We start from the raw sequence: 25,496 nt of genomic DNA, 5'->3' as shown, positions 1-25,496 counted from the left end.
CGATGGCCTCGCTCCAGACCGCGCACACGCCCGGGATCCAGGCGCCCCCGCTCGCCGCGATCCCGTCCGCGACGCCGGCGCTCGCCGTCGAGGACCTGCACGCCGCCTACGGCCAGAGCGAGGTCCTGCACGGGCTGACCTTCTCGGTGGCGCCCGGCGAGATCGTCGCCGTGATGGGCCGCAACGGCATGGGCAAGACCACGCTGATGAAGACCCTGATGGGCCTCGTGCCGGTCAGGGCCGGCTCGATCCAGGTCGAGGGCGCGGACGTCGCCGGGCTGAAGAGCCACGCCCGGGTCGCCAAGGGCCTCGCCTACGTGCCGCAGGGCCGCATGATCTTCTCGACCATGACGGTCCAGGAGAACATCGAGACCGGCCTGACGGTCACCGGCACCCGGAAGGTGCCGCAGGACCTGTACGACATGTTCCCGGTGCTCCTGGAGATGAAGGGACGGCGCGGTGGCAACCTCTCGGGCGGGCAGCAGCAGCAGCTCGCCATCGCCCGGGCCCTGGCGAGCCGCCCGAAGGTCCTGCTCCTCGACGAGCCGACCGAGGGCATCCAGCCCTCGATCATCCGCGAGATGGGCCGGACCCTGAAGGCGATCCGCGACGCGCGCGGCCTCTCCATCGTCGTGTCCGAGCAGGTCCTGAGCTTCGCCCTCGACGTCGCCGACCGGGTGATCGTGCTGGAGAACGGCGCCATCGTCCACGAGGCCCCGCGCGACGGGATCGACGAGGCGGCGGTGGCCCGGTTCCTGTCGGTCTAGCCGCCGACCGTCCCACGCGGTCCGTCATCGCGAGCGCAGCGAAGCGACCCAGGGCAACGCGAGGCCTCAGGACGGTGCGCTGCTGGATCGCTTCGCTGCGCTCGCGAAGACGCCGACGCCAAAGATTTGACCATCGTAATCGCAGCAGGGAGTCGAAAAGAATGCCCGAGACGCTGATCAAGGTCGATCTCACGCAATCGGCCTACGACAACGACATGGTGCACAACCGCTGGCACCCCGACATCCCGATGGTGGCGTACGTGAAGCCGGGCGCCGACTTCATCGTCGAGACCTACGACTGGACCGGCGGCTTCATCAAGAACAATGATTCCGCCGACGACGTGCGCGACATCGACCTGTCGATCGTGCACTTCCTCTCGGGACCGATCGGCGTCGAGGGTGCCGAGCCCGGCGACCTGCTGGTGGTCGACCTCCTCGACATCGGCGCCAAGCCCGAGAGCCGGTGGGGCTTCAACGGCTTCTTCTCGAAGAAGAACGGCGGCGGCTTCCTCACCGAGCATTTCCCGCAGGCCCAGAAGTCGATCTGGGACTTCGAGGGCATGTTCACGAAATCCCGCCACGTCCCGGGCGTGCGCTTCCCCGGCCTGATCCATCCCGGCCTGATCGGCTGCCTGCCCGATCCCAAGATGCTGGAGACCTGGAACACCCGCGAGAAGGCGCTCTACGACACCGATCCGGAGCGCGTGCCGGCGCTCGCCACCCTGCCCTTCGGCCCGACCGCCCATATGGGCCGCCTGAAGGGCGACGCGAAGGACGCGGCCGCCGCCACCGGCGCCCGCACGGTCCCCCCGCGCGAGCACGGCGGCAATTGCGACATCAAGGACCTGTCGCGCGGCTCGAAGATCTACTTCCCGGTCTACGTCCCCGGCGCCGGCCTCTCGATGGGCGACCTGCATTTCAGCCAGGGCGACGGCGAGATCACCTTCTGCGGCGCCATCGAGATGGCCGGCTGGGTGCATCTCAAGGTCGAGCTGATCAAGGACGGCATGGCCAAGTACGGGATCAAGAACCCGATCTTCAAGCCGTCGCCGATCACGCCGAAATACGACGATCATCTGATCTTCGAGGGCATCTCGGTCGACGAGAGCGGCGGCCAGCACTACCTCGACGTCCATATCGCCTACCGGCAGGCCTGCCTGAACGCGATCGAGTACCTGAAGAAGTTCGGCTACTCGGGCGCGCAGGCCTACTCGATCCTCGGCACGGCGCCGGTCCAGGGCCACATCTCGGGCGTCGTCGACATCCCGAACGCCTGCGCGACGCTCTGGATCCCGACCAAGATCTTCGAGTTCGACATCAACCCGGGCGCCGACGGACCGACCAAGTTCCTCGACGGCTCGATCCAGATGCCGCTCTCGCCGGATCTGTGATGGTTCGTTTCCCTGCCGGTCGCGGCTGACGCGACAGGCCTCCTCTCCCGTGCGGGAGAGGGGGCCCGCGATCCTTCGGAACCGTTCGTACCTCTCAAGTTCATTCCGGGAGCCTCCCATGCCCGTCTACGACTACGCCTGCGAGGCCTGCGGGCCCTTCACGGTGATGCGGCCGATGGTGGAGTTCCGCGAGCCGCATGCCTGCCCGGATTGCGGCGGGGACAGCCCGCGCGCCTTCCTCACCGCGCCGCGCATCGCCGGCATGGATGCGGGCCTCAGGACTGCCCACGCCACCAACGAGCGCAGCCGCCACGCGCCCAGGCGCTCGGGCAGTCACGGGGCCGGGTGCGGCTGCTGCTCACCCAAGAAAGCGAGCGCCGCTCCGGCCGCCGCCAAGAGTTTCCCGAAGGCGCGGCCCTGGATGATCAGCCACTGAGCCGCCCTCAACCGGGGGGACGATCAAGGTCAGGAGGACATCACGCCATGATGCACGGAGACATCTCGTCCAGCCAGGACAGCGTCGGCGTCGCCGTCGTGAACTACAAGATGCCGCGCCTGCACACCCGCGCGGAGGTGCTGGAGAACGCCAAGGCGATCGGCAAGATGATCGTCGGCATGAAGACCGGCCTGCCCGGCCTCGACCTCGTGATCTTCCCCGAATACTCGACCCACGGCATCATGTACGACGCCGCCGAGATGTACGAGACCGCCTCGACGGTCCCGGGCGCGGAGACCGAGGTGTTCGCCGCCGCCTGCCGGGAGGCCAAGGTCTGGGGCGTGTTCTCGCTCACCGGCGAGCGCCACGAGGAGCACCCGCACAAGGCGCCCTACAACACCCTGATCCTGATGAACGACCAGGGCGAGATCGTGCAGAAGTACCGCAAGATCATGCCCTGGACCCCGATCGAGGGCTGGTATCCGGGCGACCGCACCTACGTGTCGGACGGGCCGAAGGGGCTGAAGATCAGCCTGATCATCTGCGACGACGGCAACTATCCCGAGATCTGGCGCGACTGCGCCATGCGGGGCGCCGAGCTGATCATCCGCTGCCAGGGCTACATGTATCCGGCCAAGGAGCAGCAGGTCGTCATCTCGAAGGCGATGGCCTTCGCCAACAACACCTACGTGGCGGTGGCCAACGCGGCCGGCTTCGACGGCGTCTACACCTATTTCGGCCACTCCGCGATCATCGGCTTCGACGGCCGCACGCTCGGCGAGTGCGGCGAGGAGGAGATGGGCATCCAGTACGCCGCCCTGTCGAAATTCCTGATCCGGGACTTCCGCGCCCACGGCCAGTCGGAGAACCACCTCTTCAAGCTGCTGCATCGCGGCTACACGGGCATGATCAACTCGAAGGAGAACCGGCACGGGATGTCGGAATGCCCCTACGACTTCTACCGGCGCTGGATCGAGGATCCCGACGGAACCCGCGACGCCGTCCGGGCCATTACCCGCCAGAGCGTCGGCACGGAGGAATGCCCGATCGAGGGCATCCCGTTCGTGGGCAAGGGCGCGGGCGCGCCCGACCCAGCGCGCTGACCAGCCGGCCGGCCGCGCGACCAGGAGGACCATGGACACGACTCCCCTCGGCCCCACCGCCTTCCGGGCCCCGGCCGTCCTGCTCTCCGGACCGGTCGACTACGACATGTACAAGGACTTCCGCCGCCAGCTCGACGCGGCGGGGGACCGCGACCTCGTCGTCGTCGAGCTGACGACGCTCGGCGGCGACCCGGAGGTCGCCCGGATGATGGGCGAGGACATCCGCTTCAACAGCGCGATGGATCCGAACCGGCGATTCGTCTTCCTCGGCAAGGCCGCGATCTACTCGGCCGGCACGACCTTCATGAGCTTCTTCGCCCGGCCCAACCGATATCTCACCTGCGGGACGCGGCTGATGATCCACGAGCGCAAGATGAACAAGCAGCTCCAGGTCGAGGGACCGCTCACCACCTGCATCGCCTCCGTGAAGGCGACGCTCAACGAGATCCTGTGCTCGATCGAGATCCAGAACGAGGGCTTCGCCAACCTGATCCAGGGCTCTGACGTCACCCTCGACGAGGTGCTCGAGAAGGCACCGTCGAACTGGTACCTCGAGGCCGAGGAGGCCAAGCGGCGCGGCCTGATCGAGGCGGTGATCTGAGCCGCGTCTTTGCCAACGCAGTGAAGCAACCCAGGGCGGCGCGACACCGGCGCGCGCGGCGCTGCTGGATCGCTTCGCCCCGCCCGCGAGGACGATGAGATTTCACAGCGCCGGGTAACAGGGCCCGAGGCTGACCAAGACCGGGGTGAGGGTCCGCGACATGGGAGATCCGGCTCGCGGGCGGCGCGGTCAGGGCGTCGCGGCCGGCTCCGTCAGGCGATCGACCGAGAGCAGGTACGCGATCAGCGCCGTCTGCTCTTCGCGCGAGACGCCCGAGCCGGCATCCACCCAGTAGGCGTGCCCCTTGCCGGTCACGCGGGCGATCCGCGCCGTGTCCGAGGCCGCGTTGGCGGCGATCACCTTCGCCCGGAGATCCCGGTCGACCAGGGCGCGCAGGCTGTTGGCGGGATCGGGGGTGACGCCCCGGTACAGCGTGCCCGGGACGCCGAGCTGGCCCTCGGCATCGGGACCGACCGCGACGCCGGAATCGTGCAGGTACGGCGCCGTCCAGGCGAGGCCCACGAGATTCGGCACCTTGTAGCCGCCCTCCGTGCCCCCCTGCCCCCAGGCGAGCTGCACCTGGGCGAGGGCGTCGCCCGCGAGCGGCACCGGGACGATGACCGGGTCGGCCGGGGTCGGGAACGGCGTGTCGGCGGCGAACATCGCCGGCGCCGACAGGCGCGCCTCCATCTTGGCGCCCGCCCGCGCCCGGGTCGGCTCGGTACCGATCTCGGCCTCCGGTACGACCCGGTGGTTGGTGAGCGCCGGGCCGGAATGGCAGCTGCCGCAGCCGGCCTTCTCGAACACCGCGCGGCCCGCGCGGACCCGGTCGGGATCCTGCCCGGCGGCCGGCGGGTGCAGCAGGTTCTGGAAGGCCGACATGGCGTTGTTGGCGTGGTTGACCGGCTCCCCGGGCACGGACGTGAACAGGCCGTTGTCGGTGACGTAGTTGGTCGCCGGATAGGTCGGCAGGACCGCGTAGCTGTTCAGCCCCGGCGAGGCCGGGGTCGGATCGACGCTGCGCAGCACCTCCGACGGGCTCCGGCCGCCGTCCGGCCTGTAGCGGAACGCCTCCGTGGCCGACCCGCGCAGCACGATCCCGAGATACGTCTCGGGATCCATGCCGAACAGCCAGGGCGCGGCGGCGGCGAGCTGGGTCGTGTCGGAATTGGCCGCGTGGACGTTGTTGTTGAGCGAGGACAGGCCCGCGAAGGGCCCGATCGCCTCGCGCCCGCTCCAGCTGTAGGGCTCGCCGTGGGCCGAGAAGCTCGACGGGATCGAGGTCGGGTTGGTGACCCGGTCGGCGGACGAGTCGAAGCTGCCCGGCGGCCAGCTCGCCACCTGCACCTTCGTGGCCGCCTCGACGGAAGCGGCGTCCGGGAGCGCCGGCCCCGTGCCGGTCGAGCCGGTATGCTGCGGATCGGCGGGGGGCTTGGCATCGGCCTCCGGCACGCTGGCGTGCATGAAGTAGGCCGAGGAGTTCTTCGCGAGCGCCATCAGCAGCCCGGCATTGAGGTCGGTGTTGGGCGCGCCCTCCACGACCCTGCCGGTGCCGGGATCGACCGCCGCGTGGCACAGGGCGCAGGTGATCCCCATGCGCAGGTGGCCGCGGTCGTAGAAGGTCTTGATCCCGATGATGAAGGCGCCGCCCTTCGGCACGTCGAGCCCGGTCGGGACCAGCTCGCCCGCCCGGTAGACGCGGTCGCCGACGCGCACGTCCCTGGCCATGGCAACTTTGAGATCGGTGGTGCCCTGGCCACCGAGCTTGGCCACCGCCAGGGCGACCTGCGTGGGAGTCAGGCCGCCGTCGAGCATGCCCGTGACGTCGGTGAGGAAGACCTCGTTGCCGAACGTCTCCTGATAGAAGGCCTGCCGGCCGCGCTCGACCATCGCGGGATCGATCGCGACCGCGCCGCTCTTCGGCGAGAGCGCCTTCCGTCCGGCCTCCGTGCCGGTGAGCCCATCGGCCTCCGCGCGCGAGACGCGGCGGCCGAGGATGTCGAAGGCGGTCTGGATCGGGTAGCGGTCCGGGTTGAGCAGGTCCGCCCGGTCGGGCATCGGCGCGTAGCTGAAGCGGCCGACGCCCAGGGCGACGCCGGCCGCGACGGTCGCCAGACCGGCGGTGATCAGGATGCGGCGCGGCCAACCCATGGAAACCTTTTGTCCTTCCCGGCGCCCGCCCGCGAGGAAGCGGGACCGGAGGGCCGGGCCTTTAACCGCCGGCCATTGCCAGGGTTCACGGGGGCGGCCGGGACCGGGTGTCGCGTCCCGGCCGCCCCGGATCCTCAGATCTGGACCTGCCCGCCGTCGGCGAACAGCTCGACGCCGTTGACGAAGCTCGCCGCGTCCGAGGCGAGGAACAGGACCGCCTGGGCGATCTCCTCGGGCCGGCCGACGCGGCCGGCCGGGATCTGGCCGGCGAGGACGTCCTTGGTGGCCGCCGCCTGATCGCCGCCGCCGAAGAGCTCGTCGAGGCCGGCGGTCTCGGTCACGCCCGGGCTGATCGTGTTCACCCGGATGCGCCGGTCCTTCAGGTCGAGGATCCAGTTCCGGGCGAAGTTGCGCACGGCCGCCTTGGTGGCCGAGTAGACGCTGAAGGCCGGCGTGCCCGAACTGCCGGTGGTCGATCCGGTGAGGACGATCGCGGCTCCGTCCCGCAGGAGCGGCAGCGCCTTCTGGACGGTGAAGAGCACGCCCTTCACGTTGGTGTCGAAGATGCTCTGATAATGCGCCTCGGTGATCGCGCCGAGCGGCGCGAAGCTGCCGCCGCCGGCATTGGCGAAGACCACGTCGATCTGCGCGTGCTTCTGCTGGACCGCGTCGTACAGGCGGTCGATGTCGGCGAGGTTCGCCATGTCGCCGCGCACGCCCGTGATCCGGCCGCCGATCCGCTTCACCGCCGCGTCGAGCGCCTCCTGGCGGCGACCGGTGATGAACACCGAGGCCCCCTCGGCCACGAAGGCCTGGGCGGTCGCGAGGCCGATGCCGCTGGTGCCGCCGGTCACCACCACGACCTTGTCCTGAAACCTGCCGGTCATCGTCGTTCTCCGCTGTTCGGCGCCGTGCGCGCCGCTGGTCGGAGAGATGCCGCCGGAACGATGGTGCGGGTAGTCGGCGAATGTGGCACTCAGCGTTCCACAGGAGGAACGATGGTCCGCGCCGATCTCAACGACTACGTCTACTTCGCCGAGGTCGTCGCGCATGGCGGCTTCGCCGCGGCCGGCCGGGCGCTGCACCAGCCGAAGTCGAAGCTGAGCCGCCGCATCGCGGCCCTGGAGGCGCGCCTGGGCGCCCGCCTGATCGAGCGGTCGAGCCGGCGCTTCCGCGTGACCGAGGTCGGCCAGGGGTTCTACGAGCGCTGCCGGGCGATGATGCTCGAGGCGGAGCGGGCCGAGGCGCTGGTCGCGGAGGCGCAGACCGAGCCGCACGGGCGGATCCGCATGAGCTGTCCCACGGGCCTCACCGACATCGTCGCGGCGCGCGTCCGCGGATTCCTAGTCCGATACCCGAAGGTGCGGCTGCAGCTGGTCGTGACCGACCGGCCCGTCGACCTGATCGAGGAGCGGATCGACGTGGCGCTGCGGGTCCGACGGGACCTGACGAGCGACGCGTCGCTGACCATGCGCACGCTCGGAACCTCGCGGTGGATCCTGGTCGCCGCGCCGCGGATCGCGCGCGGCCTCGGCCCCGACATCGCCGCGCTCGGCGCGGTCCCGACCCTCGGCACACGCGACGATCCCGGCGAGGCGGAGTGGCGGCTGGAGCACCGGGACGGCACGATCTTCACCCTGCGCCACGAGCCGCGCCTGACCTGCGGCGACTTCGCCGCGCTGTGCGACGCGGCCGCCGACGGCCTCGGGGTCGCGTTCCTGCCCGACCACGCCTGCACCGATGCCGTCGCGGCCGGCCGGCTCGTGCCCGTCTACCCGGACTGGCAGGGTCAGCCCGGGATCGTGCACATCGTCTTCACGACCCGGCGCGGGCTGCCGCCGGCCGTGCGGGTGCTGATCGACCACCTCGCGGCGACATTCCCGAAGCTGTGAGGCGCGCGCCCTAGTATCCGCGCGCCGAGTCGACGCCGTCCGGCACCTGGCCGGTCCGCCGATAGGCCCTCAGGTTGGCCGCCACCGTGGCGGCCGCCGAATCCATGTCGGTCGGCCCCGAGACGTGCGGCAGCACCGTCACGCCGGGATGCGACCACAGCGGCGACTCCGCCGGCAGGGGCTCGACCGCGAAGACGTCGAGCACGGCGTGGGCCAGATGGCCCTTGTCCAGGGCGGCGATCAGGTCCTCGGTGACGACGATCGGTCCGCGGGCGAAGTTGATCAGCGCGGCGCCGGGCTTCAGGGCGGCGAGGCGCTCGGCGTTCACGAGGCCCCGCGTCTCCGGCGTCAGCGGCACGAGGCAGACGAGGATGTCGCACCGGCCGAGCATCGCCGGGAGGTCGTCAGCGCCGTGGAACGTCTCGAGGTCCGGCACCGCCTTGGGGCTGCGGCTCCAGCCGACGACGCGGAAGCCGGCTCCAGTGAGCCGCTCCGCCGCCGCGGTCCCGAGCGCCCCGAGGCCGAGCAGGCCCACCGTCGTCTCGGACGGCTTGCGGTAGGCGTGCGGGCGCCAGACTCGGTCGCGCTGCTGGCGGGCGTAGGCCGGCATGTCGCGCTGGAGATAGTAGGTCCAGGCCAGCACGGCCTCGGCCATGGTGCGGGCCATCTCGCGGTCGACGAGGCGGACGATCGGCAGCGGCCGGTCGAAGGCACCGACGAGCTTCTCGACCCCGGCCCACAGGCTCTGCACCCAGACGAGGCCCGGCAGCGCCGCGACCTCGGCCGGATCGGGGTTGGCCACGACGGCGACCCGCGCCGCCGCCCGGGCCGCGTCGTCCATCGACCGGAACGGGATCAGGCGTTCCTCGGGCATGGCCGCCGAGAGGATCCGCAGGTACTCCGCCTCCTGATCCGGCCCCTTGCACCCGACCAGGGCGATCGCCTCCGCCATCTAAATCCTCCGCACCGTACCGCTCGGCCCGTCCACGCGCGGGCGAAGCAGGCGCTGTGCCTGACGGGATCCGGATCGTCGAGATGGGTCGGGCGCCGGCTCCGTCAGCGCGCCTCGATCAGCGCCGGGTAGACGAGGCGGACGTTGCGCCGATCCTCGGGGATCGCGGTCTCCGCCCGCTTGCGGATGCTGCCGGTCGTCGCCGCCACGACGGGCTCGGTCGGCCGCAGGCGCCAGCGCTCGGCCGCCTGGATCGCGACGCGGGGCTTGGGCCGTTCGAGGTGCCGGTCCGCGCCCTCGGTGGGGGCGGTCGCGAGCCCGCCGAGCGTCATCGCGGCCAGCAGGGCGTAGCGGGGCCAGGATCGGCGGGGACGGGCGGGACTGGAAGGCATGGGAGGGGCACCGCGTGGACCTCCCTGTTCTGCGCCGCGCACGTGAAGACGAAATCGAACCGAATCGATTTCCAACCCGTTCCCAACACCTGCCTACAGTCGCGGTAAATGCCCGCTGTCCAGGCACGGTTAAACAGGTGAATTGGGAGGACACGCGGACATGGCGAGCAAGGTCGAGGGGGGATCCGGGACGCCGGAGCGCGCGGAGATCGGCCGCGTGATCGACACCGACATCTCCGCGCGCCTGGACCGGCTGCCCTGGGGCCGCTTCCACGTCCTCGTGATCGTGGCGCTCGGCATCACCTGGGTGCTGGACGGCCTCGAGGTGACGCTCGCCGGCTCCCTGGTGGGCGCGCTGCGCCAGCCGCCGATGTCGTTCTCGGAGTTCGACGTCGGGCTCGCCGCCTCCTGCTATCTCGTGGGCGCCGTGACCGGCGCGATCGGCTTCGGCTGGCTCACCGACCGGATCGGCCGGAAGAAGCTGTTCTTCATCACGCTCGCCCTCTACCTCGTCGCCACGGCGGCCACCGGCCTGTCGTGGAACATCTGGAGCTTCTGCTTCTTCCGCTTTTTCACGGGCGCGGGGATCGGCGGCGAGTACACGGCGATCAACTCGACCATCCAGGAGCTGGTCCCGGCCCGGGTGCGCGGGTGGACCAACCTCGTCATCAACGGCTCGTTCTGGATCGGCGCGGCGCTCGGCTCGTTCATGTCGATCGTGCTCCTGAAGCCCGAGGTGATCGACCCGGCCTGGGGCTGGCGCGTCGCCTTCTTCACCGGCGGCGCCATCGGCCTCGTGATCCTGCTCCTGCGCACCTGGATCCCCGAGAGCCCGCGCTGGCTCGCGACCCACGGCTACGCGGCGGAGGCCGACCGCGTCGTCACCGGCATCGAGAAGCGCTTCACCGACGAGGGCGTGACCCTGCCGCCGGTGGACGAGAGCAAGCGCATGAAGGTCCGCACCCGCGACCACACCCCGCTCTCCGAGGTGTTCAAGGCGCTGTTCGTGACGAGCCGCAAGGAGACCATGGTCGGCCTCGCGCTGATGATCGCGCAGGCCTTCTTCTACAACGCGCTGTTCTTCACCTACGCGCTGGTGCTGGAGCGCTTCTATCAGGTGCCCGGCAACCATGTCGGCTGGTACCTGCTGCCCTTCGCGCTCGGCTCGTTCCTCGGCCCGCTGCTGCTCGGGCGGCTGTTCGACACGATCGGTCGGCGCAAGATGATCGCCTTCACGTATGGCATCTCCGCGCTGCTGCTCGCCGGCGTCGGCCTGCTGTTCCGTCTTGAGATCCTCGGGCCGGTCGGCCAGACCGCGGCCTGGATGGTGGTGTTCTTCTTCGCCTCGGCGGCGGCGAGCTCGGCCTATCTCACGGTCTCCGAGACGTTCCCGCTGGAGATCCGGGCGCTCGCCATCGCGGTCTTCTACGCGGTCGGCACCGGCATCGGCGGCGTCTCGGGCCCGCTCCTGTTCGGCACGCTGGTCGAGACCGGCTCGCGCGACTGGGTGCTGTTCGGCTACGGCCTCGGCGCAGTGCTGATGCTCATCGCGGCGGTCATCGGAGGCATCTGGGGCACCGCCGCGGAGGGCAAGTCCCTGGAGGAGGTCTCGAAGCCGCTGGCGGCGGCCTGAGGGCGGGCCCGGCGCGACAGCGGGACGCGCGCGGAGCGGAGCCGTCCGGCCTCGCTCCGCGCCCGGCCGACGCCGCGGGCGCTCACGCCCCCTTCCGCCACACCTGCCCGTGGTAGACGAACTTGGCGCCCTCGTTCGCCAGGGCCGCCAGGCCCCGGAAAGCGGGGTCGTGGACGGTGATCACGCTGGTCGGGATCTGGCGCATCATGGCGGCGAAGGGCGCCTTCTTCTCGAAGGCGTCGCGGAAGCCGCTCTCCTCCAGCACCTTGAGGATCCGGGGCGCGATGCCTCCGCCGATATAGACCCCGCTCGTCGCCAGGAAGGTCAGAGCGAGGTCGCCGCAGACGCGTCCGAGCACCCGGCCGAACAGCGCGAGCGTCTCCGCGGCGTGCGGATCGGTGGCGTTCAGACCGGCCTCGGTGACCGCGGCCGGCTCGATCTTCTCGTGCGGCTGCCCGGTCCGGACATGGGCGACGGCCGCGTGGAGCCGCGACAGGCCCGGTCCCGACAGCACCGTCTCCACGGTGATCCGGTCCTCGACCCGCTCCAGCGCGTGCCAGACCTTCTCCTCGAAGGCGTCGGCCGGACCGATATCGGTGTGGCCGACCTCGGTGGAGACGATGGCGAGATGGGCCGCATAGGGGACCAGCGCGGCCGCGCCGAACCCGGTCCCGGGGCCCAGCACCACGCGGGCGCCGCCGGGCACGGGGGGACAGGGGCCGACCGGCGTGAGGTCGTGGGGCGCGATATCGGCGGCGCCGGCCGCTACCGGCACGTAGTCGTTGACCACCGTCGCCGAGGAGAGCCCGAAATCCTCGGCGATGCGCTGGCCCGCGATCTTCCAGTGCGCGTTCGTCAGCTGGATCTCCGGCCCGTCGACCCGGCCGGCGATCGCCAGGATCGCCGAGCGCGGTGCCGGGCCGCCGCCCTTGGCGAGCGACGCCTTGATGGCGCTCGACGGATCGGGATGGTCGGCGGTCGCCTCGTGCGCGAGGAGGCGGGGCTGGTCGCCGGACGTCTCGATCAGACCGAACCGCGCGTTCGTCCCGCCGATGTCGCCGACCAGAACCGGAAACTCGAACATCGCAACTTGCCCCTGCTCTCTGGCCCGCCGCGACGGGACTCGCGTCCAGCACGGCTCCGGCGATTCATCGGCCGCGCGACACCGCGCGGGCAAGTCCCAATCGGCGGCATCCGCCGCTCAGGATTGCGCGATCGTCTTGTCACGCGCCCGGCCGATCACGCCGAGATGGGTATCTCCGAAGCCGCTGCCGTATTTGAGACCGTAACCGAGGGCGCGGTCGAGGCCGATATGGGCCAGCCAGATGAGGACCGGCCCGACGGCCTCGGGGCGGCCTGAAGCGATCGCCAGGGACAGGCCGACGAGCGGCAGCGCGAGCGTGTGGGCCGCGTTGTAGAGCACCGCGCCGACCACGGGACCGGCCGCGTAGCTCAGCATGCTCAGGTCGGGGACGAAGAGCAGCGCCGCGAAGAGCCACCACGACGGCCCGAGCCAGCCATAGGCGAGCAGGGCGGCGACGAGGATGCAGGCTCCCTCCAGCCGCAGCAGCAGGCGCGGCCAGCCCGTGACGGAACGCCCCGACATCGCGATCTCCCCTGAACGGCGCGGCGCGTCAGGCCGGCGGCAGCGCGTCCGGGTCGATCGCGCCCCCGGCAGCCCAGTTGCTGAGCAGGGCACGGACGGCGGCGGGGTCGGGCAGGCGCCGCCGGGCGACGGTCTCGCCGTCACCGACGCGCACCGCGACCCCGCCGTCCTCGTTGATCGACGCGAAGGCGATCTCGTCGGTGCGGTCGTCGCCGAAGAAGACGGGGACCCGTCCGGCGTAGGGCGCCTGCGCCATGAAGGCGCGGATCGCGTGGGCCTTGGTGGCCTGCGCGGGGACGATCTCGCCGACCGCCTTGCCGAGCTGCAGGCGGTACTCGGCGCCGAGCGCCTCCGCCGCGCCCTTCACCAGCGTCTCGGCCCGCAGGGCATCGTCCGGGTTCGCGAGCCGCCAGTGGACCGCCACCGAGGCGCCCTTGTCCTCGATCAGGACCTGCGCGAGCGCGGCGGTCTCGGCCTGCAGGCGCGCGACCTGCCGGCGCAGATCCGGATGGTCCTCCGCGCGGCCGCCCGTGAGCGCGCCGGCGACCCGGCGCTCGACGCCGTGGAGACCGGCCGCATCCAACCGGGACGGCGCCAGGAAGCCGTCGATCACTGTGACCGGCCGGCCGGTGACGATGGCGAGGGCGCCGTCGAGTCGCGCCCGGAGCCGCTCCAGATCCTCCACGAGGCCGGGCTCGACCCGCACGGCGTCCGGACGCGGCGCGATCTCGGCGAGCGTGCCGTCGAAGTCGAGGAAGAGGGCGATGTCCATCGCGGGGGATCCCGGGCTCGAGTGTCGGCGACGGGCTAGCACGGGCGCGCCGGACGACAAACGCCGGCAGCACTGCCCTATCTGGATCCGAAGCGGCACAGCACGAGGTTCTCCATGCGCGGATCGCCCTTCCGGCCCGTCCCCGATCCGGTCAGACCCGGCGAGGAGAGCGTCTGGGACTATCCGCGGCCGCCCCGGCTCGAATCCGTCCCGGACCGGCTGCGGGTCGTGCTCGGCGGCCGCGTCATCGCCGAGACGGGCTCCGGGTTCCGGGTGCTCGAGACCTCGCACCCGCCGACCTACTACCTGCCGCCCGCCGACATCGCGGACGGGACGCTCGTGAACCGGCGGCGCGGCGGGATCTGCGAGTGGAAGGGACAGGCGGTCCTGTTCGACGTGCGCGGCGGCGACCGTCTCGTGCCCGGGGCGGCCTGGGCCTACCCGGATCCGACCCCGGATTTCCGCGCGATCGCCGGCTACGTCGCGTTCTACGCCGGCCCCATGGACGCCTGCTTCGTCGGGGCGGACCCGGTGACCCCGCAACCGGGAAACTTCTACGGTGGCTGGATCACGCCCGGCATCGTCGGCCCGTTCAAGGGCGGTCCCGGAACGATGGGCTGGTGATTTCGTCCACCGCCCCTTCTACGTTCGCGGAAAGCCACCACGAGGAGACCGCATGACCGCGCTGACCGAGACCGATCCGACCGGCGCCGGGTTCAGCCCGGAGGGGCTCGCCCGGATCGTGCCGTGGATGGACCGCCTCGTCGGCGACGGCCGGCTGGCCGGACTGTCGGTCACCGTGGCGCGGCGCGGGCGCATCGCCTTCGCGCGCGCCTGCGGGCAGGCCGACCTCGCCCGGGCAACGCCGTTCACCCTCGACACGGTCACCCGGATCTACTCGATGACCAAGCCGCTGACCTCGGTGGCGGTGATGCAGCTCTACGAGCAGGGCCTGTTCCAGCTCGACGATCCGATCGCCCGGGTCCTGCCCGAGTTCGCCGAGATGCGCGTCGCCGTGGGCGGCAACCGGGCGAAGCTCGAGACCGAACCGGCCCGCCGGGCGATCACCGTGCGGGACCTGCTGACCCACACGGCCGGGCTGACCTACGGCTTCATGGAGGCGACCCTGGTCGACGCGCAGTACCGCGAGCAGGGCGCCGACTTCCTGGCGCGCGAGGGCACCCTCGCCGAGATGACCGCGCGGGTCGCGAAGCTGCCGCTCCTCGCCCAGCCGGGCAGCGCCTGGAACTACAGCGTCGCCACCGACGTGCTCGGCCAGTACGTGGCCGCGCTGACCGGCCGCCCGTTCGCCGACCATCTCCGCGACGCGGTGATCGGGCCCCTCGGCATGGTCGATACCGACTTCCATGTGCGGCCCGAGCTGATGCCGCGCTTCTGCGCCACCTACGCGTACGACCGCGCGCGGCAGCTGCGCCTGTTCGACGATTCCGTGGACACGGCCTTCGCGCGCCCGCCCGCCATCGCGTCGGGCGGCGGCGGCCTCGTCTCGACGGCGGCGGACTATCAGCGCTTCTGCCGGATGATCCTCAACCGGGGCACCCTCGACGGCGCGCGCCTGCTGGGCCGCAAGACGGTCGACCTGATGCTGGCGAATCACCTGCCGGGCGACCTCGCGGCGATGGGCACGCCGCGCTTCGCCGAGACCTCCTACACCGGCATCGGCTTCGGCCTGGGCTTCTCGGTGATGCTCGACCCCGCCCGGGCCCAGATCCTCGGCACGCCCGGTGAGGTCGCCTGGGGCGGCCTCGCTTCGACGGCGTTCTGGATCGACCCGGCCGAGGACCTGTCGGTGGTGCTCATGACGCAGCTCGTCCCGTCCTCGGCCCTGCCGATCCGGCGCGAGCTGCGCGTCCTGACCTACGCGGCCCTGGCCGAGTGAGGGCCGGCCACGCGCGGGTCCGCGCCGGTCACTCCTCCTTGGGCGCCTCGGCGGCCGGCTTCTGAGCCGGCTTCGCGCCGGCCTTGGCGGTCGGCTTCGGGGCGGCGGTGGCGTATTCGGGATCGCTGCGCGGACCGTTCGCACCGTTGGTCGGGCCGGGGAGCTGGCCCGGCGCGAGATCGGTCACCTTGGTCCAGGTCTGCGACTTGCACAGGAACGCGATCAGGCAGCCGCGCACCGTCAGCTCGCCGGCCGTCTCGGTCCAGATGGTGACGTCGTAGGACTTGCCGTCCTCGGAATTGTAGATCTTGCCCTCGTAATGGGCGTCGGCATTCGGCTTCAGGCCCAGGATCAGCTGGTGTCCGAGGGACGGCCGGGCCTGCTTCTTGGGATCGGGGTTCTTGAAGTCGATCCGCGGCTCGCCCTTGTCGTTCAGCGGGACCTTCAGCCAGACCACGTATCCGCACAGCCGGTCACCCGCGGTCCCGCACTTCTCGAGGCGCACGCGCGCGCGGCCGTCCTCGGTGAGATAGGTGCCGCTGGGATCGGTCGGCGTCTTGGCCTGGGCCGTGCCCGCCAGCGCCGAGAGCGCCAGGATCGCGAGCGGCGCAACCCGGCGACCGATCGATGTAAACCGCATACCCGAACTCCCATCCCTCGCGAGTCGTGATGGAGCCTTGACCGCCCGTCCTCGCGTGTGCCGCTTCCGCGCAGGAAGGATCGCTCCCTCCGCGTCATCGCGCCCGCGCCGAGAACCGGACGGCGTGCGCGTCATGCCCGCCCTCTCCCGCGCGAAGTTGTCCGCATCATGACAACTCAGCCGGGGCTCTGGACGGGAATCGACCCGGCGATACTGGGATCGGTGCGCGTTGAACGGTCAGATCCGGGTCGGCGGAAGGCTGCGGCCGGGTCCGAGGCTGCGCTGCATGAGCGTCACGTCGAGCCAGCGCCCGTGCTTGTGGCCGACTCCCGCGAGCGTTCCGACGGGCGTGAAGCCGAGGCTCGCGTGCAGCGCGATCGAGGCGGGTGAGCCGCTCTCGGCGATGATGGCGACCAGGGTCCGGCAGTCGATCTGCTCGCTCGCCGCGATCAGGGCGGCGAGCAGGCGCCGGCCGACTCCGCCGCCGCGGGCCGTCCGGGCGACGTAGATCGAATCCTCGAGGGTCGAGCGATAGGCGGCGCGCTGGTGATAGGGGCCGGCATAGGCGTAGCCCGCGACCGCGCCGTCCCGTTCGGCCACGAGGTAGGGAAAGCCGCCCGCGCGCAGCACCTCGAAGCGGCGCGTCATCTCGGCCAGCGTCGGCGGCTCCGTCTCGAAGCTGGCCGTGCTGGAGGCGACGGCGTCGCCGTAGATCGCCGCGATGGCGGGAAGGTCGGCCTCCGTGGCCGGGCGTATCACGTCTGTCACGGCCGCAGGTTACGCGAGGCGGCGCGGCTCCGGCAATCTGCCCGCACGAGCCGGGCGCGGCTCGATCCCGTGGACGGTGGCGGAGCCTCGGCGGGACCGGCGCCTCGGCGCAGATCCCGCACGGCTCGAGGATGCGATGACTTACTCGGCGGCAGACATCTCGGCCGTGAAGTGGCCGCACCAGTCCTTCGAGGCCACGACCGGCCAGAGACCCTTCGACTCGGGGGCCGGCTGGCTGACCGGCGGATTGAAGCGGCAGAGGCCCTCGTCACCCTGCGCCTGGGCACCGTTGAGCTTGTGATCGTCGAAGAAGCGGCAGCTTTCGCAAGCGGCGTTCGCGGAACCGGCCATCGGGTCTCTCCATCGGGTATCTCGGAGGGAGGGGACCGCATCGGCGGCGCGCCCTCCACAGTTCTTAATTAGAATAGCTCGAAAGTAAGGTCAACGGCCGGCTTGCGCGGGGCTTGCGGGCGGGGGGCCGAGCGCGACGCGGTGCGAAAGGGTGGAGCGAGGGCGACTGGAGACGTGGACGCGCGGGCGGTCCGGGTCGGCGGTCGCCGCGCCGACGGTCCCGTCATCTGGGTGAGAAGGTCAGGTGCCGCGCGAACCGATCTCGCTGGCGCCATGGCCCGGAACGCAGCGAAGCCGGATTCCGCTGGGAATCCGGCTTCGGAGAAGCGGCGATGACTTGGTCATCACCCTTTAGCCGATCCGATCGCCGTCAAAGTAGACGGCGTCGGGACGGTCAGCCCTGCTTGGCCTTCTTGTTGGCGTTGTGGTGACCGATCGCGCAGCCCGCGGCCGCGCCCATCTTGCCGTGTCCGGCCATGTGCCCGGCGACGCCGCCGACCACGGCGCCCTTGAGGCAGCCCTTCGCCTGGGCGGGCGCGCCGGCCAGCAGGCCCGCGACGGCCAGGGCGGAAACGAGTGCGATCCGATTCGTCATCGAGACATCTCCTGTCGTTCCTGCGGCAACCGGCGGCCGGCCCCACCCGTTCCGGCGCCGACGCGACAGGGCCGCGCGCCTCTCGGAACCGTGACCCCTCAGCGCGCGAGCCCGGCCACGAGCCGCACGAGATCCGACTGGCGCGTCGCTCCGGTCTTGGCGAAGATCGCCTTCAGCTGCGAGCGCGCGGTCGCGGCGGTGATCGCGAATCGCGAAGCGGCTTCGGCCAGCGAGATTCCGCTCGACAGCGCCTGGGCGAGGCGCGCCTCCGCCGGGGTCAGCCGATAGGCCGCCTGGAGGATCGCGGTCGCGGGCGCGGCCGGGGCCCCGGGCACGCTCCCGAGGAGCAGCGTGCTCGCCCCGGCGAACAGACCGCGGCTCGGCCCGACCAGCGGCACGACGTGGATCACGAGCGGCGGCCCGTCCCGTCGCGCGGCGACGACCGCCGAGATCGGCGGGCGGCCGGAGGGCCGCGCCAGGGCTTCGAGCTGCCGCGCGGCGTCCGGATCCTCCGCGGTGAGGCGGCCGCCCGAGAGCTTCAGGTCGCGCCCGAGGAGGGCGCCGAACGCGTCGTTCCAGCGGAGCGCCCGCCCGTCGGCGTCGAGGATCAGGGCGGCGCGGTCGATCAGCTCGAAGGCCTGCGTCAGCCCCGCGAGCCGGGCCCGCTCGACCATCGACGTCAGCAGGCCCGCGCGCTGCAGGAGCGGCGACAGGGTCGCGAGGCGCCGCTGCTCGTGCAGCTCGTACGGTCCCTGCTCCACGGTCCGCTGCAGGGAGAGGCACCACAGGCGTCCCTTCACGGAGAAGCCGATCCCGGCGAACCAGCGCAGGCCGCGGGAGGCCAGCAAATCCTGGTAGAAGGGCAGGCGCGCGATCTCCTCCGGCGTGGTGAAGTCCTGATCGACCGCGATCCCGCGCGTCCGCATGAGCGGGATGCCGCGGAGGCGATGGTCGTCGCGGTGCCAGCCCTCGTCGAAGTAGCGGCGCGAGGCGTCGGCGAGGGAGGCGGTGCAGAGCGATTCGAGGCCGGTCCGGTCGGAGCGCAGCAGCAGGGCGCCCTCGCTGCCGGACGCCCGCACGACGCGCTCGGCCAAGTCAGGCCAGCGCGCGGGATCGATCACGGCCTCCTCGAGGTCCTCCCGGAAGCCGGACTCCAGGTCGTCGTGCAGGCGGGCGAAGAGATCCGGCCTCACGCCCGACATGTGACGCGCCTCCGCCGCGCCGGATACTGGCGCCCAGCGCCGGCTCGCCGAACTCTCGTCCTCGCTCGGTACGGCTCCATACCGTCGAACTATAGATCACGTTCTTAAATCCGGGCAAGCATCCCTCTAATTACAGGTTTAGATCGGCGGGAGCGTGCGCGGGACTTGTCGGGAGACGGCACCGCCGCGGTGGGATCCGCGCGTCGACCCGCCGGCGGCGGGAACGACGGCGCCCCGGCCGCGCACACGCGTTCGGCCTGCGCCGGAACCCGCCCCCCTCTACGGGGCGGGCGAGGCTCAGCACTTTGCCACGGCTTGCCAGACACAACTTCTGATAGAGTTGCCGAGAGCCGGGTTCAAGCCTCGTTAACCAAGCTTGGCGATTGTATCGCGGTGCGCGGTTCGATCACGAGTTGTGATGGGACGAGCGCACTCGAGCAGGATGCGGCTGAAGGTCGATGGCGTTTACCCTGTCTGCGTTCCTCGGTGTCGCGCGACGGCGTCCCGGCCGGCCATCCGGTGCCTCGGCGGTCGCGCTCGCGCTCGTCGCCTGCGCGCCGCTGCTCGCCGGCTGCAGTTCCGGGCGCCCGCAGAGCGCGGCGCGCTCCGGCCTCGACGTGGCTCAGACCGGCTCGGTCACCGAGGGCCTCCCGGCCGCGCTGGTCGCGGCCGCCCAAGAGGAGGTCGGGCGGACCATGCGCCTCGGGCTGGCGAACTACCGGCTCAACGTCGGCGACAACCTGGAAGTCTCGTTCCTGATCGATTCCAGCGTCGTCCAGCCGACCTACCGCCTGAACCCGAACGACGAGTTCGACGTCGATTTCCGCACGCACCCGGAATACAACCGTACGGTGATCGTCCGGCCGGATGGCCGGATCTCGCTGCCGGGCAAGAACGGCATCAAGGTCGCGGGCCTGTCGCCGGAGGCGGCCGCCGCGCTGATCAAGAGCACCTACGACGACGTGCTGATCGATCCGGTCGTCACCCTGATGCTGCGCCGGTTCCGCACCGTCACCGACGATTTCCGCGACCTCACCCAGCGGGCCGACATGGGCCGCGTGAAGGTCCTGGCGATCGAGCCGGACGGCAAGATCAACCTGCCGATGGTGCCCCCGGTGCAGGCGGCGGGCCGGACCGTCCACGAGGTCATGGGCAGCCTGAACACCGCCTACAAGCACCAGCTGGCCTCGGTGACGACCAGCGTCCGGCTCGCGAGCCTCGTCCCGGCCAACACCATGGTGTTCGGCGAGGTCCGCGCGCCGGGTCCCGTCACCCTGCAGGGGCCGCGGACGCTGGCGCAGGTCCTGGGCTCGGCCGGCGGCGTCCTGCCGACCGCGGCCGGCGAGGCCGTGCGGATCATCCGCTTCGACGCCGAGGCGGCCGGCAGCGTGCGCATCGTCGACATCGGCCAGCCGGGCTTGGCGGACTCGATCGTGGTGCCGCCCAACGCCACCGTCTACGTGCCGCCCTCGCTGCTGGCCAAGACCGCCCGCGCGGTGGACCTCGTGGTGCGCCAGATCCTGCTCTTCAACGGGACCGGCTTCGGCGTGAACTACATCACCGGCCCGTCCGCCAGCACCTCCACCAGCGCCACCGTGAGGTCCGGCACGTGAGGCAGAGCGACCTGACCGCCGCCGACGCGGTCGAGGGCCCGGCCTTCGACCTCCGCGACGCCCTCGCGGCCCTGTTCCGGCACATCCGGCCGGCGCTGCTGATCCTGGTCGCGGCGATCCTCGGCGCCGGGATCTACCTCCTGCTGACGCCGGCCGAGTACACGGCCGACGCCAAGCTGATCATCCGTCTCGGCCGCGAGAAGGCCGGCGCCCCGCTCCAGGGCGGCGCGAACCAGAACTACATGTTCTCGGAGCGCGCGCAGAACGTGAACAACGAGATCGAGATCCTGCGCGATCCCAGCATCGTGCGCGACGAGTTCGCCACGCTGAAGGCGATCACCCCGACCGGCGACCTCGGGCCGCCCCCGGCGGACTGGACCGACTGGCTGATCTACCAGGGCCGTCAGGCCGTGCGGAGCGCGAAGGCGGTCAAGACCTGGGTCGTCGATACGGTGCGGATCCCGTTCGAGGCGGTGGGCCTGCTGCGCCACCTGACCCCGGACGAGAAGCTCTACGAGGCGTACCTCGCGGCTTTCAAGGTCGTCTTCGTGAAGGAGACGGACGTGATCCTCACGGGCTTCACCTGGACGGACCCGCACTTCGCCGCCCAGGCGCTGAACCGGCTGCTCGACGCCTACAAGCGCCGCCACGTGGAGGTCTACGCCGACGAGACTCCCGCCTCGTTCTACCAGAGCAAGCTGGAGCGCGCCCGGGCCGACCTCGCCGCCATCGACGCGCAGCTCTCGACCTACCTCAAGGGCAACAACACCGCGAGCTTCGAGATCGAGCAGCAGAACGACCTCGGCACCCTGGCCGACCTCGCCAAGCAGAAATCGGCGGCGCAGATCGAGCGCGAGGTGGTCGAGACCCGGCTCAAGCGCACCCGCGAGGCCGGACCCGACCGCTGGCAGCCGACGCCGCCCGACGCGGACCCGACGGTCACGGCCTTCGACCAGCGCTGGGCGGACCTGCGGACGAAGCGCGCCGAGCTGGCGGTGCGGTTCCGGCCGACCGCCCCCGAGTTCGTGAGCCTCGATCGGGACCTCGCGGCCCTGGCCCGACAGAAGTACCAGGCGCTCCTCGCCGCCGACACGGCGAAGCTCGCCATCCTCGCCGAGAAGATCCAGAGCATCACGGGGATCGAGCAGACCCGCCGCCGGGCGGCCATCGGCCAGAGCGACGCGGCGCTGGCCTACGGCCGGCTGACCCAGCAGAAGGGCCTGCTCACCGACGAGATCATCGAGACCCAGAAGCGGATCGACGCTCTGAAGACCGGCACGGGTCTCGACGCGCAGGCCGTCACCTCCTCGGCCCTCGTGGCGCGCGCCGTGCCGCCGCGGCTGCCCTCCGGCCCGAACCGGCCGCTGATCCTCGGGCTCGCGGCCGGTCTCGGCCTGCTCGCCGCCCTGGCCTACGTCGCCCTCGCGGAGATCCTGGCCCAGACCTACCGCAGCGCGTCGGAGGTCGCCCGCTCGCTGCGGGTGCCGGTGCTGGCCGCGGTGCCGCTGCAGACGGGAGCCGCCGCATGATCGCCGCCGCCATCGCGCCGAAGATCGATCCGGCGATCCTGGAGCCGGCCCTCGTCCAGCTCACCCGGCACGAGGCGCGCGTGCGCCGGGTCGGCCTCACCGCGGTCCAGCCCGGCGAGGGCGTCAGCACCCTCGCGCGTGAACTCGCCGGCGCCTACGCCCGGCGGGGCCGCAGCGCCGTGCTGATCGAGGCGAACTGGTCCCGCCCGTCGCTGGCGGAGGCCTACGGCCTGACCGTCCAGCCGGGCTTCGCCGACATCGTTGCCGGCACGGTCGCCCCGAGCCGCGGCGTCCACCCGGTCGCCGACCACCTCAGCGTCGTGCCCGCGGGCAGCCCGTCGGCCATCCGCCAGGCGACCCTGGACGACGGCCGCGTGGAGGATTTCCTGGCGCTCGTCGACGACCGCTTCGAGCTCGCGATCGTGGATTGCGAGCCGATCACCGAGATCGGCGACGCCGCCGCGCTCTCCCCCTTCGTGGACGGCTTCATCGTGGTGATCGGCGCCGATCGCACCCGTCGGGCCGTGGCGCAGCGCGCCCTGGCCGACCTCAAGGCCGCCGGCGGGGCGCCGCTCGGCGTCGTCCTGAACCGCACGCGGCGGCCGATCCCGCGATGGCTCTACCGGTGGCTCGGATGAGCGCGGCGCCCGTCCGCGCGCTGCGGGTCCTGCCGCTCGCCGGGATCGGCTTCGCGGCCGCGGCCGGGGCGATCGCCCTGAGCGCGGCGCCGCTCAAATTCGCCGTCGTCGGCCTCGCGGCGGCCTTCGGCGGGGTCGGCGCCCTGATCGTCGGGCGGCTCTATCGCCTCACGCCGCTCCTGCTCGTCGCCCTCGCGGTCGGGCTGACGGTCAAGCTCGACGTCAGCTTCCTCCAGCATTTCGAGGCCGTCGGGCAGTACCTGCCGAGCATCGGCGGCGGCGCCGGCCTGACGGTGAGCGTCGCCCTGCTGGTGGCCGCGGCGCTGATCGTCGCCAAGCTCACCGGACTCGGGGAGGACGCCCCGGGCCTGCGGCTCGACCGGCCCCTCGTGCTGACGCAGCTCGGCTTTCTGATCGCGGGGCTGCTCTCGCTCTCCAACGCCACCGACCCGGCCTATCTCTGGTTCGACACGTGGCGCTTCGCCGGCCTCCTCCTGGTCTCGGTCGCGGTCTCGAACCTGTCCGAATCCGACATCCGGACCCTCGCGCTGGCGATCTGCGCCCTCTGCCTCGTCCAGACCGCGGTGGCAGGCCTGCAATACGTCTCGGGCTCGGAACTCGGCCTGTCGGTGCTGGGCGAGGAACAGATCGTCGAGGAGAACATCAACTTCTCGGCCCAGCGCCGCGCCGGCGGACTGAAGGTCCACCCGAACATCCTCGGCTACTACTACGAGTTCGTCTGGCCGCTCGCCCTGGCGCTGGCCCTGTCGCGCGGCCCGCTGCTCCTGCGCCTCGCGGGGGCGGCGGGCGCCGCCTCGGCCCTGGTCGGCGTGGTCCTGACCCTGTCGCGCGCGTCCTGGCTGACCTTCCCGGTCTCGGCCGCCCTCCTGATCCTGCTGGTCTACCGCGACCGCCTGTTCTCCCGGACGAGCCTGATCGTCTTCGGCCTGCTGGCGGTCGTCGGCGCCGTCGCGGCGCTCTACGCCGGCCCGCTGATCTGGGAGCGGCTCACCGCCGACGACGGCGGCTCGGCCGCCCAGCGCGGCCCGCTGAACGCCGCGGCCCTCGCCCTGTTCGAGCAGTTCCCGATCTTCGGCGTCGGCCTGAACAACTTCGGCAACCAGTTCGCGGTCCTCGACAGGACCGGCCTGTCCCGACTCGCCGGACTGTTCGACCGGTCGAACCACGTGGTGCACAACCTGCACATCCTGATCCTCACCGAGGTCGGGGTCGTCGGCTACGCGGCCTTCGCGCTGGTCTTCGGCATCGGCATCGCCCGGGGCTTCCGCGCCGCCCGCCGCGCGCCGGTGGGCGATCCGCTCGCGGCGATCGCGGCCGCCTGCGCGGTCGGCCTGATCGCGCACCTGCTGCACGGGCTGGTCGATCCGGGCTTCCGCCTGAATCTCGGCATCGCCGAGCTGCTCTACACCGGCCTCGGGCTGATCGCCGGGGTACGGGCGGCGCAGCGGCGCAGGGCCGTCGCAGCGTCCCGGGCGGTGGCGTCGACGGGCCCGATCGGCGCGGCGCGCGCCCGACCGGAGCGGGTCCCCTCGCCGCGCGGCCCTTCGCGCGCGGAGCCGCCTCGGCGTCGCCCATCCCTCGCAGCGTACGGAGACCGTCCGTGAGCGCCGTCAGCCTCAGCGTCCTGATCGTCACCTACAATGCCGGCCGGGACATCGAGACCTGCCTGGACCTGCTGGCGGCGAGCCGGGTGAGACGCCCCTACGAGGTGATCCTGGTCGACAACGCCTCCACCGACGGGACGCCGGAGCGCGTCGCGCGGGCGTTTCCCTGGGTGCGGGTCATCGCCGAGCCGACCAATCACGGCTTCGCGGGCGGCAACGCGCGCGCGCTGGAGCACGCGCGCGGCACCGCGATCCTGCTCCTCAACCCCGACGCGTTCCTGCACGACCCGGACGCGCTCGCGGGCCTCCTGGACCATCTCGACGCGCATCCGGATGTCGGGGCGGTCGGCCCGCGCCTGACCTTCCCGGACGGGACGCATCAGGTCGGTGACGCCGGCTACGAGCCGCGCCCGCTCTCGATCCTGGTGCACGCCGCCGGCCTGTCGGGCCGCCTCGGGCTGCGCGGCCTCTACCTCGCGAGCCGCCAGGCCAGGGGGGCGCGGGCCCTCGACGTCGACTGGATCTGCGGGGCCTGCCTGCTCCTGCGCCGCTCGGCGATCGCCGCGATCGGCGGCCTGGAGAGCCCGATGTTCCTCTACGGCGAGGACGTGGACTGGGGCTGCCGCCTGCGCGATGCCGGCCTGCGCGTCGCCTACCGCCCGGACATCGCCGTCACCCATCTCCAGGGCGGCTCGGGAAGCGCCCGCTCGGCCCGCTGGCTCGACGGGCTGGCGGCCATCTACAGCCTGCGCAATGCCGGGCGGCTCCTGTCGTCGCCCGCCTTCTTCTCCGGCCCGCTCCGGCTCGGCTTCACCCTGCGGGCCGTGGCCTACGGTCTCGCGGCCCGGCTGCGCCGGCAGCCGGACCTCGCCCGCAAGGCCGAGGACATGCGCAGGTTCTCCGGGCACCTGCGCAGTCTTCGTCTCCGACCGCGATGAA

26 protein-coding genes are annotated in these 25,496 nt (G+C 71.7%); 14 read left to right on the top strand and 12 right to left on the bottom strand.

What is annotated here, in order from left to right; all coding sequences use genetic code 11:
* The first annotated feature begins 2 nt into the window (after positions 1-2).
* The 5 genes from urtE to ACQKQD_RS02815 all read left to right on the top strand — a co-directional run bounded on the left by urtE (position 3) and on the right by ACQKQD_RS02815 (position 4,298).
* Positions 3-767 (top strand): urea ABC transporter ATP-binding subunit UrtE, encoded by a 765-nt coding sequence (gene urtE, locus ACQKQD_RS02835; protein WP_427507423.1) that lies wholly within the window; start codon positions 3-5, stop codon positions 765-767.
* A 161-nt stretch (positions 768-928) separates the two neighbouring features.
* Positions 929-2,158, top strand: a complete 1,230-nt coding sequence (fmdA, locus tag ACQKQD_RS02830) for a formamidase (RefSeq protein WP_427507422.1) — start codon at positions 929-931, stop codon at positions 2,156-2,158.
* Between the two features lie 118 nt (positions 2,159-2,276).
* Positions 2,277-2,594: an FmdB family zinc ribbon protein gene (locus tag ACQKQD_RS02825; RefSeq protein WP_427507421.1), complete on the top strand. Its 318-nt coding sequence runs from the start codon at positions 2,277-2,279 to the stop codon at positions 2,592-2,594.
* Between the two features lie 47 nt (positions 2,595-2,641).
* Entirely contained in the window at positions 2,642-3,697 is a 1,056-nt protein-coding gene (locus ACQKQD_RS02820; RefSeq protein WP_020090552.1) for an aliphatic amidase, read from the top strand.
* A gap of 31 nt (positions 3,698-3,728) precedes the next feature.
* A complete protein-coding gene (locus ACQKQD_RS02815; protein WP_020090553.1) occupies positions 3,729-4,298 on the top strand; it encodes a ClpP family protease in 570 nt (189 codons plus the stop codon).
* A gap of 189 nt (positions 4,299-4,487) precedes the next feature.
* Here ACQKQD_RS02815 and ACQKQD_RS02810 read toward each other — a convergent pair whose 3' ends face one another.
* Together ACQKQD_RS02810 and ACQKQD_RS02805 are read right to left on the bottom strand one after the other, a co-directional pair.
* The gene (locus tag ACQKQD_RS02810) at positions 4,488-6,449 is read right to left on the bottom strand and encodes a cytochrome C oxidase Cbb3 (RefSeq protein ID WP_427507420.1); all 1,962 of its coding nucleotides are present in this window, start codon (positions 6,447-6,449) and stop codon (positions 4,488-4,490) included.
* 134 nt (positions 6,450-6,583) lie between these two features.
* Positions 6,584-7,336: an SDR family NAD(P)-dependent oxidoreductase gene (locus tag ACQKQD_RS02805; protein ID WP_427507419.1), complete on the bottom strand. Its 753-nt coding sequence runs from the start codon at positions 7,334-7,336 to the stop codon at positions 6,584-6,586.
* A gap of 111 nt (positions 7,337-7,447) precedes the next feature.
* Between ACQKQD_RS02805 and ACQKQD_RS02800 the strand changes: the two genes are divergently transcribed.
* Positions 7,448-8,341 carry a LysR substrate-binding domain-containing protein gene (locus ACQKQD_RS02800; RefSeq protein WP_020090556.1) on the top strand — a complete coding sequence of 298 codons (894 nt, stop codon included), beginning with the start codon at positions 7,448-7,450 and terminating at the stop codon, positions 8,339-8,341.
* A gap of 10 nt (positions 8,342-8,351) precedes the next feature.
* On the opposite strand, the gene ACQKQD_RS02795 is transcribed toward ACQKQD_RS02800, so the two are convergent.
* Both ACQKQD_RS02795 and ACQKQD_RS02790 read right to left on the bottom strand, forming a co-directional pair.
* A complete protein-coding gene (locus ACQKQD_RS02795) occupies positions 8,352-9,293 on the bottom strand; it encodes a 2-hydroxyacid dehydrogenase (protein WP_427507418.1) in 942 nt (313 codons plus the stop codon).
* A 104-nt stretch (positions 9,294-9,397) separates the two neighbouring features.
* Complete coding sequence (locus ACQKQD_RS02790; protein ID WP_244492186.1) at positions 9,398-9,685, bottom strand: hypothetical protein; 288 nt, start codon at positions 9,683-9,685, stop codon at positions 9,398-9,400.
* 160 nt (positions 9,686-9,845) lie between these two features.
* Between ACQKQD_RS02790 and ACQKQD_RS02785 the strand changes: the two genes are divergently transcribed.
* Positions 9,846-11,318, top strand: coding sequence for an MFS transporter (locus tag ACQKQD_RS02785; protein WP_427507417.1), 1,473 nt, complete (start codon positions 9,846-9,848; stop codon positions 11,316-11,318).
* Between the two features lie 82 nt (positions 11,319-11,400).
* On the opposite strand, the gene ACQKQD_RS02780 is transcribed toward ACQKQD_RS02785, so the two are convergent.
* The 3 genes from ACQKQD_RS02780 to otsB form a co-directional block, all read right to left on the bottom strand.
* The gene (locus tag ACQKQD_RS02780; RefSeq protein WP_427507416.1) at positions 11,401-12,402 is read right to left on the bottom strand and encodes a glucokinase; all 1,002 of its coding nucleotides are present in this window, start codon (positions 12,400-12,402) and stop codon (positions 11,401-11,403) included.
* Between the two features lie 117 nt (positions 12,403-12,519).
* Positions 12,520-12,924 (bottom strand): DUF4260 domain-containing protein, encoded by a 405-nt coding sequence (locus tag ACQKQD_RS02775; protein ID WP_427507415.1) that lies wholly within the window; start codon positions 12,922-12,924, stop codon positions 12,520-12,522.
* Between the two features lie 28 nt (positions 12,925-12,952).
* The gene (gene otsB, locus ACQKQD_RS02770) at positions 12,953-13,696 is read right to left on the bottom strand and encodes a trehalose-phosphatase (RefSeq protein ID WP_091925265.1); all 744 of its coding nucleotides are present in this window, start codon (positions 13,694-13,696) and stop codon (positions 12,953-12,955) included.
* Between the two features lie 114 nt (positions 13,697-13,810).
* On the opposite strand from otsB, the gene ACQKQD_RS02765 reads away from it, so the two are divergent.
* Together ACQKQD_RS02765 and ACQKQD_RS02760 are read left to right on the top strand one after the other, a co-directional pair.
* Positions 13,811-14,320: a DUF427 domain-containing protein gene (locus ACQKQD_RS02765; protein ID WP_091679018.1), complete on the top strand. Its 510-nt coding sequence runs from the start codon at positions 13,811-13,813 to the stop codon at positions 14,318-14,320.
* A gap of 52 nt (positions 14,321-14,372) precedes the next feature.
* Positions 14,373-15,596 (top strand): serine hydrolase domain-containing protein, encoded by a 1,224-nt coding sequence (locus ACQKQD_RS02760; protein ID WP_427507414.1) that lies wholly within the window; start codon positions 14,373-14,375, stop codon positions 15,594-15,596.
* Between the two features lie 28 nt (positions 15,597-15,624).
* Here ACQKQD_RS02760 and ACQKQD_RS02755 read toward each other — a convergent pair whose 3' ends face one another.
* The 5 genes from ACQKQD_RS02755 to ACQKQD_RS02735 all read right to left on the bottom strand — a co-directional run bounded on the left by ACQKQD_RS02755 (position 15,625) and on the right by ACQKQD_RS02735 (position 19,152).
* Positions 15,625-16,236, bottom strand: a complete 612-nt coding sequence (locus ACQKQD_RS02755; RefSeq protein ID WP_020090565.1) for a DUF2147 domain-containing protein — start codon at positions 16,234-16,236, stop codon at positions 15,625-15,627.
* Positions 16,237-16,473: 237 nt separating this feature from the next.
* Positions 16,474-17,004 (bottom strand): GNAT family N-acetyltransferase, encoded by a 531-nt coding sequence (locus ACQKQD_RS02750; RefSeq protein ID WP_020090566.1) that lies wholly within the window; start codon positions 17,002-17,004, stop codon positions 16,474-16,476.
* Positions 17,005-17,145: 141 nt separating this feature from the next.
* Positions 17,146-17,355, bottom strand: a complete 210-nt coding sequence (locus ACQKQD_RS02745; RefSeq protein WP_020090567.1) for a hypothetical protein — start codon at positions 17,353-17,355, stop codon at positions 17,146-17,148.
* A gap of 394 nt (positions 17,356-17,749) precedes the next feature.
* On the bottom strand, positions 17,750-17,950 hold the full coding sequence (locus ACQKQD_RS02740; RefSeq protein WP_012322375.1) for a hypothetical protein: 201 nt from the start codon (positions 17,948-17,950) through the stop codon (positions 17,750-17,752).
* Positions 17,951-18,048: 98 nt separating this feature from the next.
* Positions 18,049-19,152 (bottom strand): helix-turn-helix transcriptional regulator, encoded by a 1,104-nt coding sequence (locus tag ACQKQD_RS02735; RefSeq protein WP_100250715.1) that lies wholly within the window; start codon positions 19,150-19,152, stop codon positions 18,049-18,051.
* Between the two features lie 458 nt (positions 19,153-19,610).
* Here ACQKQD_RS02735 and ACQKQD_RS02730 point away from each other — a divergent pair, with 458 nt between their 5' ends.
* The 5 genes from ACQKQD_RS02730 to ACQKQD_RS02710 are packed head-to-tail and all read left to right on the top strand — an operon-like array spanning position 19,611 to position 25,495.
* A complete protein-coding gene (locus ACQKQD_RS02730; RefSeq protein WP_427507413.1) occupies positions 19,611-20,765 on the top strand; it encodes a polysaccharide biosynthesis/export family protein in 1,155 nt (384 codons plus the stop codon).
* The gene (locus ACQKQD_RS02725) at positions 20,762-22,294 is read left to right on the top strand and encodes a GumC family protein (RefSeq protein ID WP_427507412.1); all 1,533 of its coding nucleotides are present in this window, start codon (positions 20,762-20,764) and stop codon (positions 22,292-22,294) included. Before ACQKQD_RS02730 ends, ACQKQD_RS02725 begins: the two co-directional genes overlap by 4 nt.
* Entirely contained in the window at positions 22,291-22,932 is a 642-nt protein-coding gene (locus tag ACQKQD_RS02720; protein WP_427507411.1) for a CpsD/CapB family tyrosine-protein kinase, read from the top strand. Before ACQKQD_RS02725 ends, ACQKQD_RS02720 begins: the two co-directional genes overlap by 4 nt.
* A complete protein-coding gene (locus tag ACQKQD_RS02715) occupies positions 22,929-24,557 on the top strand; it encodes an O-antigen ligase family protein (protein ID WP_427507410.1) in 1,629 nt (542 codons plus the stop codon). The genes ACQKQD_RS02720 and ACQKQD_RS02715 overlap by 4 nt, the downstream gene beginning before the upstream one ends.
* Positions 24,554-25,495, top strand: a complete 942-nt coding sequence (locus ACQKQD_RS02710) for a glycosyltransferase family 2 protein (protein ID WP_427507409.1) — start codon at positions 24,554-24,556, stop codon at positions 25,493-25,495. The genes ACQKQD_RS02715 and ACQKQD_RS02710 overlap by 4 nt, the downstream gene beginning before the upstream one ends.
* Position 25,496 lies beyond the last annotated feature (1 nt).

Origin of the sequence: Methylobacterium sp. NPDC080182, from assembly GCF_050281105.1 — a bacterium.
In the GTDB taxonomy this organism is placed as follows: Bacteria; Pseudomonadota; Alphaproteobacteria; order Rhizobiales; family Beijerinckiaceae; genus Methylobacterium.
Note: the sequence above shows the minus strand (reverse complement) of the source record. Positions and strands in the feature narration are given on the sequence as shown.